13 protein-coding genes and 1 tRNA gene are annotated in these 13,370 nt (G+C 61.8%); 8 read left to right on the top strand and 6 right to left on the bottom strand.

The genetic code is table 11. From position 1 onward, the window contains the following. Window positions 1-572: 572 nt before the first annotated feature. Together K2Q04_RS12225 and K2Q04_RS12230 are read left to right on the top strand one after the other, a co-directional pair. Window positions 573-980: a MobC family plasmid mobilization relaxosome protein gene (locus K2Q04_RS12225; protein ID WP_291163965.1), complete on the top strand. Its 408-nt coding sequence runs from the start codon at window positions 573-575 to the stop codon at window positions 978-980. Continuing rightward, window positions 922-2,280, top strand: a complete 1,359-nt coding sequence (locus K2Q04_RS12230) for a relaxase/mobilization nuclease domain-containing protein (protein WP_291163968.1) — start codon at window positions 922-924, stop codon at window positions 2,278-2,280. The genes K2Q04_RS12225 and K2Q04_RS12230 overlap by 59 nt, the downstream gene beginning before the upstream one ends. A gap of 153 nt (window positions 2,281-2,433) precedes the next feature. Here K2Q04_RS12230 and K2Q04_RS12235 read toward each other — a convergent pair. Then, window positions 2,434-2,509: transfer RNA gene (locus K2Q04_RS12235), tRNA-Ala, on the bottom strand. Between the two features lie 183 nt (window positions 2,510-2,692). Between K2Q04_RS12235 and K2Q04_RS12240 the strand changes: the two genes are divergently transcribed. From K2Q04_RS12240 to folD, 3 genes are read left to right on the top strand one after another with little or no spacing between them, the layout of a single operon-like run. Next, window positions 2,693-2,983 carry a YggT family protein gene (locus K2Q04_RS12240; RefSeq protein WP_092869141.1) on the top strand — a complete coding sequence of 97 codons (291 nt, stop codon included), beginning with the start codon at window positions 2,693-2,695 and terminating at the stop codon, window positions 2,981-2,983. Continuing rightward, entirely contained in the window at window positions 2,980-3,330 is a 351-nt protein-coding gene (locus K2Q04_RS12245) for a DUF167 family protein (protein ID WP_291163970.1), read from the top strand. The genes K2Q04_RS12240 and K2Q04_RS12245 overlap by 4 nt, the downstream gene beginning before the upstream one ends. Window positions 3,331-3,353: 23 nt before the next feature. Then, entirely contained in the window at window positions 3,354-4,241 is an 888-nt protein-coding gene (gene folD / locus K2Q04_RS12250) for a bifunctional methylenetetrahydrofolate dehydrogenase/methenyltetrahydrofolate cyclohydrolase FolD (RefSeq protein ID WP_291163973.1), read from the top strand. A gap of 16 nt (window positions 4,242-4,257) precedes the next feature. Here the strand turns inward: folD and K2Q04_RS12255 are convergent, their stop codons facing one another. From K2Q04_RS12255 to K2Q04_RS12275, 5 genes are all read right to left on the bottom strand, one after another. Further along, window positions 4,258-4,539 (bottom strand): KTSC domain-containing protein, encoded by a 282-nt coding sequence (locus K2Q04_RS12255; protein ID WP_291163975.1) that lies wholly within the window; start codon window positions 4,537-4,539, stop codon window positions 4,258-4,260. A gap of 8 nt (window positions 4,540-4,547) precedes the next feature. Beyond that, window positions 4,548-6,077 carry a YifB family Mg chelatase-like AAA ATPase gene (locus tag K2Q04_RS12260; RefSeq protein WP_291163977.1) on the bottom strand — a complete coding sequence of 510 codons (1,530 nt, stop codon included), beginning with the start codon at window positions 6,075-6,077 and terminating at the stop codon, window positions 4,548-4,550. 129 nt (window positions 6,078-6,206) lie between these two features. Next, complete coding sequence (locus K2Q04_RS12265; RefSeq protein ID WP_291163980.1) at window positions 6,207-6,749, bottom strand: hypothetical protein; 543 nt, start codon at window positions 6,747-6,749, stop codon at window positions 6,207-6,209. Beyond that, on the bottom strand, window positions 6,746-7,696 hold the full coding sequence (gshB, locus tag K2Q04_RS12270) for a glutathione synthase (protein ID WP_291163983.1): 951 nt from the start codon (window positions 7,694-7,696) through the stop codon (window positions 6,746-6,748). Before gshB ends, K2Q04_RS12265 begins: the two co-directional genes overlap by 4 nt. Window positions 7,697-7,867: 171 nt before the next feature. Beyond that, window positions 7,868-10,102 (bottom strand): primosomal protein N', encoded by a 2,235-nt coding sequence (locus K2Q04_RS12275; RefSeq protein ID WP_291163986.1) that lies wholly within the window; start codon window positions 10,100-10,102, stop codon window positions 7,868-7,870. A gap of 104 nt (window positions 10,103-10,206) precedes the next feature. Between K2Q04_RS12275 and fsa the strand changes: the two genes are divergently transcribed. The 3 genes from fsa to K2Q04_RS12290 all read left to right on the top strand — a co-directional run bounded on the left by fsa (window position 10,207) and on the right by K2Q04_RS12290 (window position 13,357). Next, complete coding sequence (gene fsa, locus K2Q04_RS12280; protein ID WP_291163989.1) at window positions 10,207-10,863, top strand: fructose-6-phosphate aldolase; 657 nt, start codon at window positions 10,207-10,209, stop codon at window positions 10,861-10,863. Between the two features lie 15 nt (window positions 10,864-10,878). Beyond that, complete coding sequence (locus K2Q04_RS12285) at window positions 10,879-12,303, top strand: FAD-binding oxidoreductase (protein WP_291163992.1); 1,425 nt, start codon at window positions 10,879-10,881, stop codon at window positions 12,301-12,303. An 82-nt stretch (window positions 12,304-12,385) separates the two neighbouring features. Continuing rightward, window positions 12,386-13,357: a tyrosine recombinase XerC gene (locus K2Q04_RS12290; protein WP_291163995.1), complete on the top strand. Its 972-nt coding sequence runs from the start codon at window positions 12,386-12,388 to the stop codon at window positions 13,355-13,357. The last annotated feature ends 13 nt before the right edge of the window (window positions 13,358-13,370 follow it).

Here is a 13,370-nt window from a genome sequence, read left to right on the forward strand (position 1 = left end):
CCCCGACCCACCTCATCGCTTTGCAGGACGCGGGCTAGCGGAGGTCAAGGCCGTCAGCCGCTGCAAGCGGTGGCCGAGCCGCAGGGACCCGTGCGCGTGCAACGCGCAAGGGTGGGCGCAGGTCAGCCTTGACCGAAGCGACCGCGACGGCACGCTCGATGAAAGTCGGGATTAGAAACTATGAGCGGCAGCAAATTTATTTTTGCGACAAATGTTTCTCGATGTGCGCCCGCGCTGCCTGATGTGCTTCCACGTTCTGTAAATGCTGGATTTGCGGGATATTATGAAAGCGGTTTATGAAAGTTGGGAATAACTAAACGCAGCCTATGTGGAGCGAGCGAGTGAAGCACTTAGCCTGAAGCGCGGAGGAGCGAGATGTGGATTTGATATCGATATTAGGGCTTACGCCGATATCGATATCAAATCCCACTCGCCGGGGAGCGTGCTCCGCACTCCCCTGGACCCCTCCGGTCAGGGCGCCTCCGCGCCCCGAACCCAACCTGATGAGGCAGCACGTGCCCAAGCGACGGACTCACCCGCAAGGTGCCCGCAACAAGATGGTCTGCATCCGCATGACCGATGACGACTACGCGTTGAAGGTAGCGCAGTCGCGCGAAATGGGCCTGACGCCGTCCGGCTTGTGCGAGCGGCTGGTTCTTGAGGGCAAGGTCGAGCTAGGCGCTCGCACCGCGTACAAGCTCATGGACCCCGCCCTGTTTCTGGAATTGCGCCGCATTGGCAACAACGTGAATCAGATCGCCCACGCCGTGAACGGCAACCTGCCCCCTGACCTTCATATGGCCTGGCGGAGCGTCGAAGACCTGCTGAAGAACCTGCTGGCTGCTGAGCTTGTGAAACAGAAAACCGAAGCCCTCAGAACGAGGACCGACGACGATGGTACCCCGCCTCCACAAGCGCGGGATGTCTTTCAAAGGAGCGTGCGGGTACATCCTGCACGACGCCCAGAAGACTTCCCGTGATCGCGTCCTATGGAGCGAAACGCAAAATCTTATCTCGAAGGCGGACGACGCCTGGTTCGAGATGTACGCGACCGCGCGCGATCAGGCGCAGCTTAAGCAGCATTCCGGCCAGTCAGCGAGCGGCCGCAAAAACACGAAGCCCGTCCTTCACCTCACCCTTTCATGGGCGATCGGCGAAGAACCCACGCCAGAACACATGCGCGAAACTGCGCGGTCCTGCCTGAACGTGCTGGGACTTGGCGAACACCAGGCCTTGCTCGCAGCTCACTGCGACAAAGAACATATGCACGTGCACATGGTGGTCAACACGGTTCACCCCGAGACCGGGCTTACGGCCCAGCTCAAATATTCCAAGGAGCGGTTATCGCGATGGGCAGAGGCCTACGAACGTGAGCATGGGATTCACTGCGAAGAGCGCATAAAGAACAACGAACGCCGGAAGGAGGTCGCCGCTGCCCGCGAGCAGGACGCCTCCATCCCATACGTTCCAGTCAAAAACGAACAGACGCCTCGCAAACAATGGTTCGAACGACGGGAGATTGATCAACGCGTCCAGGATCTGCGCGATGCCATCGCGAAGGAATACCAGACGAGAGGGGACGGCTTGTGGTGGCAGCAGCAGCAGGCCTGGAAGGCCGCCATGCAACAATCGAAGGAGAAGGACCGCACCATTCGCGCGGACATCAAAGCCAAGTACAAGCACAAGTGGCGCAACCTTCATCACCAGCAACGGAAAGAAGCCCGCTACGTCGAGCGCATATCCGGGAGCATTTTCGAGCGAGCGGTCTACGTCTTTTCCAACAGGCGCAACCTCGGTAGCTTCGACAAGCCGCTCACGCGACGCCAGATGCTCTCGTTGATCACCTCGGGCGACCGCCTCAAAAAGCGGATAGCAGCGATTCACCTGCGCGACCGCCAAGGTCTTGCCCGTCAATCCAAGCTTGAAGCGAAGTCCCTGACTGAGCCGCTATGGTCGGTCCACAAGCAGAACCTCGACACCATGAAGGCGCGGCAGACGGCCGAACGCCGATCCCTGCGTCGCGAAGGTTGGGCAGCCGCCAAAGAAGTGAGGTACGAAGCTGCCAAGCAATCCTTGACGGCGGAACAGAACAACGGCCCACGTGAATTTCAGATGCCCGGCAACGAGGCGCGGCCGGCGCATCAATTTCATCGATCGAGCGGAGCGCAGGAGATCCAACAATCCGACGAGGCGGAGGTCTCGCGTGCCGAGCAGATCAAGCGGGACATGCAAGCATGGCGACGCCAGCAGCGCGGGCATGATCAGGGCCGGGAACTTTAGCCTTGCGGCCTCAGCGTGCGTTGGGGCCGGACGCAGCGCGAACCCGATCAGCAGCGAACATGCGGCGATACCGCCGTTCATACTTCCTGCGTGAACCCTGCGTGAACAGCAAAAAGACTACTTTTAACTCGTGGCGTAACTATCTGAAGGAACTGGTGGAGCCGATCGGGATCGAACCGACGACCTCTGCAGTGCGATTGCAGCGCTCTCCCATCTGAGCTACGGCCCCAATGGTCGCGCATTTAAATTTTGGCCTCCTTCATTGTCAAGAAAGCGCGTCGGGCAGAGCCGTGCCCCACGCCGCAATTGCCCCTGTCCGCCGGGGAAGTCCCAAGCAAGCGGGATCAACTACTTGCGGCGCACTGGGCGTCAGGGCTACATGGCGCTACGGTCGACAACTGCGGGACGGCGAATGCTCGAGCTTTTGCAATTTATCAGTTATCTCATCACTCTTTACACTTACGTCGTCATCGCGGTGGTGATCGTCAGCTGGCTCATGGCCTTTGGGGTCATCAACGCCTACAACCCCATGGTGCGCTCGATCTGGCAGGGGTTGAATGCGGTGACGGAGCCGCTGCTGCGACCCATCCGGAACGCGCTCCCCAACATGGGCGGCCTCGATATTTCGCCCGTCATTCTGCTGCTACTCTGCTATTTCATCCAGACGGTCATTCTTCCGAATATCGCCAAGGCGGTCGTGTGATCAGCCGGCCAGCGTCCCAGCCGCCGGCTCGCAAGGCCTGGCGGCATGGGAGCGCGTGCGTCATTGCGCACTTTCGGCTGACGCCGAAATCTTCCAAAGAGGCGATTGACGGGATCGTCGAAACCCCCGACGGTCCGGCCTTTCAGGCGCGTGTCCGCGCACTTCCCGAGGATGGAGCCGCCAATAGGGCGCTCGAAGAGCTGGCCGCCCGGTGGCTCGGAGTGACCAAGAGCTCGGTTTCGCTCGCAAGGGGCGGGAAGTCGCGGCTCAAATCCTTGAAGATTTCCGGTGATCCGGAGACGCTTGAACGGCTACTGCAAGAACGAACAAACGAATTGCGAAAATAGACGAACCAGGAGGAAAGACGGGAATGTCCGTGGCGCAAATCATCGATGGTAAAGAGATTGCGGCGAAGGTCCGCGCTGAAGTGGCTGCGGAGGTCGCGCGTCTTCAGAAAGAACATGGCCTGAAGCCCGGACTTGCCGTCGTGCTTGTCGGCGAAGATCCGGCCAGCAAGGTCTACGTGGCGAACAAGGCCAAGCAGACCGTCGAAGTCGGCATGAACTCGTGGGAGCATCGCCTTCCGGCCGAAACGCCCGAGGCCGATGTGCTCGCCCTCGTCGAGAAGCTCAACAACGATCCCACCTGCCACGGCATTCTCGTGCAGCTGCCGCTGCCGAAGCACATCAACGCCGAGAAGGTTTTGAACCTCATCAGCCCCGACAAGGATGTCGACGGGTTCCATCCCGTGAACGTCGGCCGGCTTTGGGTCGGCGAACGCGCACTCGTCCCGTGCACGCCGACCGGCTCGGTCATCCTCGCGAAGAGCGTGCTGAAGAACCTCTCGGGCCTCAACGCCGTCGTCATTGGCCGTTCGAACATCGTCGGCAAGCCGGTCGCGGCGCTGCTGCTCAGGGAAAACTGCACGGTGACGATCGCGCACTCGCGCACGAAGAACATCGAAGACGTCGTTCGCGCCGCCGATCTCGTTATCGCCGCCGTCGGCATTCCGGAGATGGTCAAGGGAAGCTGGATCAAGCCCGGCGCGACTATCATCGATGTCGGCATCAATCGCGTTCCGTCGGACAACGGAAAGACGAAGATCGTCGGCGACGTTGCTTACGAAGAGTGTGCGAAAGTCGCAGGCGCGATCACGCCGGTTCCAGGCGGCGTTGGCCCCATGACGATCGCGTGCCTTTTGCGGAATTCCGCTCAGGCGGCCGCGATGCAGGCGGGCGTCAAGTCAGCATTCGGCTGAGCACGACAAACCCAGGTCAATGAATTGTGCGCCGGGACCTTCGTGTCTCGGCGTTTTTTGTCAGCCGCCAGCGGCGCGTTTCAACGCACTCTTCGCATTCGTAGTGACCGCGAATGCGGGTCTTGAAATATTCCGCGACGGAGGCTGCGTTGACGAGGCCCTCGTATTCCGGGCGCGGGACCCCGAAGTAGGTGATGCAGCTGCCGTTGGAAAAAAAGATATCCAGCGTCCGGCTTGCTGCATCGTATTCAGCGGCATGAATGACCGACGTTTTCTGAAACTCCATTTCCTTCACCATTCGCGACTTCACGATACTCTGACTTGCCGTAATGTCTCCCCTCGATAGCTCAGGGCTTCCGCGACATGAGCGCGAGCCACAGTCTCGCAGCTCTCCAGGTCCGCTATGGTTCGAGCGACCTTCAGCGTGCGGTGAAAGCCTCGCGCCGATAGTCCAAGAGTTCCCGCCGCGTGGCGGAGCAGCGCCACACCTGCTTCATCGGGCGTCGCCGTCTGTTCGAGGAGCGTTGCCGAGCAATCGGCGTTCGTGCGGACGCCGCGTGCACCCAGCGCCGCGAACCGCGCGCGCTGACGATCGCGAGCCGCGGCGACACGAGAGCGGACTTCGGCGCTGCCTTCGGACGGCGCCGGCAAGACGAGATCAGCCGCTGAAATGGCCGGAACCTCGATCTGCAGATCGATGCGATCGAGCAGCGGCCCCGATACGCGCGCCTGATAATCGTCAGCGCAGCGCGGACCGCGGCGGCACGGCTCGCCGGGATTGCTGCCTCCGCATTTGCACGGGTTCATCGCTGCGATCAGCTGAATGCGCGAGGGGTAGGCAATGCGGTGGTTCGCCCGGGCAATGACCGTCTCGCCCGACTCCAACGGCTGGCGCAAAGCGTCGAGCACGTTCGGCTGGAACTCGGGCAGCTCATCGAGGAAGAGGACGCCATGATGAGCAAGCGAGACTTCGCCGGGCCTTGGCCTAGAGCCGCCGCCGACGAGCGAGGCCATGCTCGCGGAGTGATGCGGCGCGCGGAACGGGCGCTCGACCGTGAGCTTGCCGCCGACGAGTTCGCCCGCGAGCGAATGCACCATCGAGACTTCCAGAATCTCTTCGGGTTGCAGATGCGGAAGGATCGAGGGCAGGCGCGACGCCAGCATCGATTTGCCGGACCCGGGCGGGCCGATCATCAGCAGGTTGTGGTTGCCCGCGGCGGCGATTTCCAGAACGCGCTTGGCTGTCTCCTGACCCTTTATATCGCGCAGATCTGCAGCGTAGCTCCGCGTCGGCAGAACGTTGGGCTCGGGCCGCGATAGCGTCTGCGTGCCTTTGAAGTGATTGACGAGCGATAGGAGATGCGGCGCGGCCAGGATCGCGAGGTCTTCGCTCGCCCACGCCGCTTCTGGGCCGGAGGCTGCAGGGCAGATGAGGCCCTTGCCGATGGCGTTGGCGCCCATCGCAGCAGGCAGCGTGCCCGGCACGGGCCGGATGGAGCCGTCCAGCGCCAATTCGCCGATGGCGGCGTAGCCTGCGATGGCGTCGGGCGCGATCGCCTCCATCGCGCACATCATCGCGAGCACGATGGGCAAATCGAAATGGCTGCCTTCTTTCGGCAGGTCGGCGGGCGCGAGGTTGACGGTGATGTGCTTGAAGGGGAGCCCGAGCCCGACGGCGTGGAGGGCATTGCGGACGCGCTCTCGGCTTTCTGCGACCGCCTTGTCGGGTAGGCCGACGATGGCAAAGGCGGCGGCGCCGGGCGTCACCCGGACCTGCACTTCGACGTGCCGTGCCTCGATGCCGATGAACGCGAGCGTTGAGATCTGACCGTACATTTTGCCCCCTGGCGGGAGCTAATCAGCACGGTGAGGCAAAGTCAAGAACGAATGGGGAACATAGATGCGGATTCTCCCCTGCACTCTTCGGTCCGGCACTAGACTTCAAAGAGCGGTTTCGCGTTTGCACTACCCCCTCGTCATCACCAGCGTCATGCCGATCAGGGATGATGAGTTCGTGAACTGAATTTCGACCGCCTGCTTATCGTTGTTCACGACGATGTCCATGTTGGCGGCGACGTCGCCGCCCTGGATGACGACGTGAAAGCCTTTCGGCGTGACGTCGCCGGTCAGGTCGCCTTCGAAGTTATGGATCGTTTCTTTCCAGTGGCCCGTCAGCTTGCCGGCGGTTTCCTTCACATTGCTGATGATCTCGACGGAGCCGCCCGCCGTGGCGCAGCGGATCGTCTGCTTCAGCTCGTCCTCGGTGTCCGTCAGAAGGTAGGTCGCGCGGCATTTGATTTTTTCGGCCGGGCTCTCCTTGTAGCCAATCATTCCGATCCCCGACCACCGCCCGAGAAGCGGCGCGAACGGTGAGGCGGTAACGGCCTGCGCTTCATTCCATGGCAACGCGGGGGCAACGAACAAAAGCGCCGCGAGCAGGCTTGCGATCGTGATCGATCTCATCGTGAATTGGCCTTTCATCGTCCTGATATCGACACGCGCGTTCATGCTTGCGATTTTCTCTTGTCTTCGATGACGTCCCAGATCATCGCGGCGATGTCGTTGCCGCCGAACGCCTTCACCTGGCGGATGCCGGTCGGCGACGTGACGTTGATCTCGGTGATGAAGGGGCCGATGACATCGATGCCCGTAAAGATCAGGCCCCGGCGCTTCAGCTCGGGCTTCAGGCGCGCGCAGATCTCGCGATCGCGATCGGTCAATTCGACGGGCTTCGCGGTGCCGCCGACGTGCAGGTTCGAACGGGTTTCTCCGGCTTGCGGAACGCGGTTGATCGCGCCTGCGATCTCGCCATCGACGAGGATAATGCGCTTGTCGCCTTCCTTCACCTCGGGACGGAACTCCTGCACCATGAAGGGTTCGCGGAAGACCGTTTGAAAGAGTTCGACGAGGGAGCCCAGATTGCCGTCCTCGGGTCTGATGCGGAACACGGCGGCGCCGCCGTTGCCGTAGAGCGGCTTGACGATGATGTCTTTGTATTCGGCGCGGAAGGCCTGCACGTCCGCGAGCGAACGCGTGACGAGCGTCGGCGGCATCAGATCGAGGAAGTCCAGCACGAACAACTTTTCCGGTGCGCTGCGCACGCTCGCGGGATCATTGACGACGAGCGTCTTCGGATGGATGCGTTCGAGCAGATGCGTGGTCGTGATGTAGGCCATGTCGAACGGCGGATCCTGCCGCAGCAGTACGACGTCGAGATCGCCCAGATTTTCGGTGCGCGGATTTGAGAGCGCATAGTGCGCGCCACGCTTATCTTCGACCTTGAGCGTTTGGCCGCGCGCCAGAAGCTTGTCTCCGCGCAAGGCGAGATCGAACGGCGTATAGTAGAAAATGTCATGTCCGCGCTTCTGCGCTTCGAGAAGAATAGCGAACGTCGAATCGCCGCTAATGTCGATGCGATCGATCGGGTCCATCTGGACGGCAATGCGAAGTGGCATGAATGACTTTCGAGGCGTGGTGCTGTGACCGGTGAAACGGCACGGGTTATTGATTGCTCATCGTCGTTTAGACGATTTGCGCACCGGGCGGAATGACAGGAAGCACGCTCATCAGTAAGCGCCGCGGCTTATGGCAAACTTGCCGCACACGCCTCGAAACGCCGCGCCAATTCATAGGAAATTATAGGGGTCGATATCGAGGGTGATCCGGACGTCGGACTTGAGTTTTGGAATCATTCCAGCCCAAGCACGCAGATAGCTTTGCAAATCGACATCGCGCGGGGCTTTCACGAGAAGCCGCCAGCGGTGACGGCCGCGGACGACGGCGATCGGGGCTTCGGAGGGGCCGAGCACCGAAATCATTTCACTCGGAGGCGCCCGGCGCGCAATTTCGCGGGCGACCGTTTCCGTCAGCACTTTGTCGCGTGCCGAGACAATGATTGCCGCCAAGCGGCCATAGGGGGGCAGAAGGCCCGCCTGGCGCGTCTTGACCTCGTAACTCAGGAAGGCGTTGCGGTCGCCGGCGACGATTGCGGTCATCACCGGGTGGTCGGGCGAATAGGTTTGCACGAAGCCGCGGCCGACGAAGCTCGTTCGCCCAGCGCGTCCCGTGACCTGATGCAGAAGCTGGAATGTGCGCTCGGCGGAACGCGGATCGGCGCCATGAGCCAGCCCCAAATCGCCGTCGACAACGCCGACGAGGGCGAGGCCCGGAAAGTTATGGCCCTTCGCGACGATCTGCGTGCCGATGATGATGTCGAACTCGCGGGCTTCGATGCCACGGATCACCTCGCGCATCTCGGGCAAGCCCGGGATGAGATCGGACGATAGCAGCGCAACGCGCGCATCTGGAAAGCGCTCGGCGACTTCTTCCTGGACGCGTTCGACACCCGGGCCGCAGGCGACGAGCGAACCCGGCGCGGCGCACTTGGGGCATTTCTCCGGCAGCGACAGCTGGAAGCCGCAGTGGTGGCATGACAGCTTCTTCTTGAAGCGGTGCTCAACCAGCCAAGCTGTGCATTGCGGACATTCGAGGCGGTGGCCGCAGGATCGGCATAGCGTCAGTGGCGCGTATCCGCGCCTGTTCAGAAACAACAGTGTCTGCTGGCCCTTTTCCATCGTCTCGGTCATCGACGCGACGAGACGCTCGGCCAGCCATTTGCCGGGCACCAGCTTTTCGGAGCGGAGATCGATCGCCGATACGTCCGGCATTTCGACGCCTGAGAAGCGGCCCGGAAGCACGGCGTGGCGATACCGGCCGATAAGAGCGTTGACGTGGCTCTCGATCGACGGCGTTGCGGAGGCGAGGATTACGGGAAACTTTCCGAGGTTGCCGCGCACGACGGCCATATCGCGCCCTTGATAATGGACGCGGTCATCCTGCTTGAAACCTTGATCGTGCTCTTCGTCGACGACGATAAGTCCGAGTTCGCAGAACGGCAGAAACAATGCCGAGCGCGCGCCGACGACACAGCGTACGTCTCCGCGCGCGACGCCTTTCCAGATGCGGCCGCGTTCGGCTGGGCTGAGTGCCGAATGCCACTCGACGGGGGGCGCGCCAAAGCGGCGGGCGAAGCGGTCGAGGAACTGGCTCGTCAGCGCAATTTCAGGGAGCAGAATGAGTGTTTGGGCGCCAGCCTCAAGCGCGCGCGCTACTGCTTCGAAGTAGACCTCGGTTTTGCCCGAACCCGTGACGCCATCGAGCAAGGTCACCGAAAAATTCTTGGCATCGACCGCGCTGCGCAGGCTTTCGACAGCACGCGTCTGATCGGCGGTGAAGCCTGTTTCTCCGTGCTGAGGCACAGGGCGCGGAAAGCTCCGCTCGGGGATCGCCACTTCGACGAGCATGCCCGCGGCGGCGAGGCCATCCACCACGCCCGTCGAGCAGCCTGCGAGATTTGCAAGATCCGATTTCGCACGGACAAGTCCATCGGCTGCGATTTCCATGACGCGGGTGCGCGCCTGGGTCATTTTCGGCGGCGGGGTCGCGCCTTCGACGATGCACACACCGAAACGATGTTTAGGGGGCTCGAACGCGGCGTCGGCGCTCATCATCATCCGCGCGACCATGCCGAGCGGCGCCAAGGTGTAACGTGCGACCCATTCGGCGAAGCGCATCGAAATCTCGGGCAGGCACGGTGCGTCAATGCCGCTCGTCAGGGCCTTGAGCTTCTTCGGATCGACGGGCTTACCCTCGCCGCGCGGCGCATCCCAAACGATCCCTATGCGTGTTTGCGGCCCAAACGGCACCAGCACGAAGGAGCCGGGTGCGGCATCCATGCCCTCCGGCACGAGATAGTCGTAGGTCTGGTCGAGCGCCACGGGCATGAGCACAGGCACGCTGCGGCCGGCTTCGACGGCGTTGTTATCCAGGATTTGAAGCAGGCTATCCAAAGGGGCGTTCAACGGACTAGAAGCTTCCTCCAAGAATCGGTCGTGCTAGGTTTGCCGGGAAGTTGCGGCGCACCAAAGGCAGGGCCAAGACTTAAGGACGAGGTGAGGAGAAAGAAATGAAATTCTTCGTCGATACCGCCGACGTGGCCGAGATCAAGGAGTTGGCGGCGACGGGCTTGCTGGACGGCGTTACGACGAACCCGTCACTTGTTGCGAAAGCCGGCCGCGACTTCAAGGAAATCGTCAAAGAGATCTGCGCGGTGGTGCCGGGTCCTGTATCTGCCGAGGTCGCAGCGACCGACTACGCCGGCATGATGCTCGAAGCCGAAGTGCTGCGGAAGATCGCGAAAAACGTGACCATCAAGGTCCCGCTGACGCTCGACGGTCTCAAAGCCTGCAAGGCTCTGACGGGCGATGGCACGATGGTGAACGTCACTCTGTGCTTTTCGGCAAATCAGGCGTTGCTCGCGGCGAAGGCCGGAGCAACGTTCGTTTCGCCGTTCATCGGGCGTCTCGACGACATCGGCCTCAACGGCATGGACGTCATTCGTGAAATCCGCACGATCTACGACAACTATCCGGATCTCTCGACCGACATTCTCGCAGCGTCGATCCGCACGGTGAACCACGTGAAGGAAGCGGCACTCATCGGCGCCGACGTCGCGACCATTCCTCCGGGCATTCTGAAGGCGCTGGTGAAACATCCGCTTACGGATGCCGGTCTCGTCACCTTCGTCAACGACTGGAAGAAGACCGGACAAACGATCGTGTGAGGCAGGCACGACAAAGTGCGAGCACGGACCTTATCCCACGATCTGATCGGACGCTTCGCACACATCGTCGGCGACGCGAATGCTTTGACACGTGCCGACGATCAAGCCGCCTATCTCACCGAATGGCGGGACCGCTACACCGGTAAGACGCCCGTCGTTTTGCGTCCGGGCTCAACGGATGAGGTTTCGCGCATTCTCGCGCTTGCCGACGCCGAGAACGTTGCGATCGTTCCGCAGGGCGGCAATACCGGGTTGGTCGGCGGACAAATCCCGTCTGCCGAGGGAAATGAGATTGTGCTGTCGCTCAGCCGTCTCAAGGCCGTTCGCGACGTCGATGCGGCCGGCGGGACGATGGTCGTCGAAGCCGGGGTCACACTGCACGCGGCGCAAATCGCGGCCAATGAAGCTGGGCGCATCTTCCCGTTGAGCCTGGCTTCAGAAGGCAGCGCGCAGATCGGCGGCGTGCTGGCGACGAATGCGGGCGGCACAGCCGTTCTCGCATATGGAAACGCACGCAGCCTGACGCTCGGCCTCGAAGCCGTTCTTGCAGACGGCCGCGTTTGGCATGGCTTGCGGCGGCTCAAGAAGGACAACACCGGTTACGATCTGCGCGATCTGCTGATCGGCTCGGAGGGGACGCTTGGCGTCATCACGGCGGCTTGCGTGAAGCTCTTCCCGACGCCCGCAGAACGCGAGACGGCAATCGTCGCGCTGCAATCGCCAAAGCACGCGCTCCGGCTCTTTCGGATGGCCGAAGCGGAGGCTGGAGGATCGCTGACCGCGTTCGAGTTCTGGGCACATCGCGCGCAAGAGTTCGCGCTGAGCTACGTTCCGGGTCTCCGCGACCCGTTCACGGATGCTTACCCTTGGTACGCGCTGATCGAGCTCTCGCATGGCGGGACCGGGGCGCGCGTTGCGAATACGATCGAGCGAATGCTGACGAATGCGCATTCGAAGGGTCTCATCCTCGACGCCGCCATTACGCGATCACTTCGGCAGGCTGAGGATTTCTGGCGCCTACGCGATGGCTTTTCCGAAGCGCAAAAGGGCGCGGGCGGCAGCATCAAACACGATATCTCGGTGCCGGTTGCGCGAATTCCGGAGTTTCTCGAACGCGCCGCCGCCGTCGTCGAGGACATTTGCCCCGGCGCGCGGCCGGTTCCGTTTGGACACTTTGGAGACGGCAACCTGCACTACAACGTCAGCCAACCTGTGGGGATGGACCGCGCCCAATACCTCGCCCTTTGGGATAGGATGTCGGACGCGATCTTTGAGCTCATTGCGGAACTCGACGGATCGATTTCGGCCGAACACGGGATCGGGCAAATGAAGCGTGAGGCTCTCGTCCGCCACAAGTCCGCGGTCGAGATGGATATGATGCGCGCCATCAAGCGCGCGCTCGATCCGAAGGGGATCCTCAATCCGGGTAAGTTGCTTTAGCGAAGTGTCGCGTTAACGTTTGATTAACCAACGCGGGTAACGTTCGGAAGCTTGTGCCGAACACCGGCATGGGGAACAGCCATTGGCGCAATCGCTCGACGACGTATTTTCCGGGGATGCCGAGCTGCCGCTCAGCGATGATCTCAAGAGCGTTATCGTGGCGTGGCTGGATCATCTCGTCGTGGAGCGCGGGCAAAGCGCGGCGACGCGCGAAGCCTATGAACGCGATGCGCGCCAGTTCCTCGCATTCCTCAAGACGCAGCTCGGCCATCCGCCGTGCCTCGCCGATCTCGAACGGCTGGACGCCAAGACCATACGGGCCTTCCTCGCCGGCCGTCGTAAGGCGGGCGTGACGTCCCGGTCGCTCGCACGGTCGCTGTCGGCGCTGCGCACGTTGTTCCGCTGGCTGGAACGCGAGGACACCTTAAAAAACCGCGCGATCTTGCAAGTCGCAGCGCCGAAGATCCCGCATTCGATTCCGAAGCCTTTGACTGTTCAGGGCGCGGCCTCGCTTATCGAGCGCGACGGGGGCGGGGCTGAGGATTGGATCACGGCCCGCGACGTCGCGGTCATGCTGTTGCTCTATGGATCGGGGCTGCGCATCAGCGAAGCTTTGAGCCTCATGCCACGCACGGCGCCGATCGATGGGCGCGATATCATGCACGTGACCGGCAAGGGCGGTAAGGAGCGGCTCGTCCCAGCGCTCGCTGTCGTCTCCGCGGCGATCTCCAAATATATGGGGCTTTGTCCTTATCCTCTCGAACCGGACAAGCCGCTCTTTCGCGGGACTCGGGGCGGACCGTTGTCGCCGCGCCTGATTCAGCTCGCTATGGAGAAGTTGCGTTACGAACTTCAGTTGCCAGATACGGCGACGCCGCATGCGCTGCGGCATTCCTTTGCGACGCACCTGCTTTCGGCAGGCGCTGATTTACGCCAAATTCAGGAGCTTTTGGGTCACGCATCGCTCTCGACGACGCAAGTCTATACGGAAGTGGACCGGGCGCGCTTGCTAACGGTGTATGATCAGGCCCATCCGAGAGCGTCGCGCACTTGAAGGCCGCTCCGAC

Origin of the sequence: Hyphomicrobium sp. (genome assembly GCF_019753045.1) — a bacterium.
Taxonomy (GTDB): domain Bacteria; phylum Pseudomonadota; class Alphaproteobacteria; order Rhizobiales; family Hyphomicrobiaceae; genus Hyphomicrobium_B.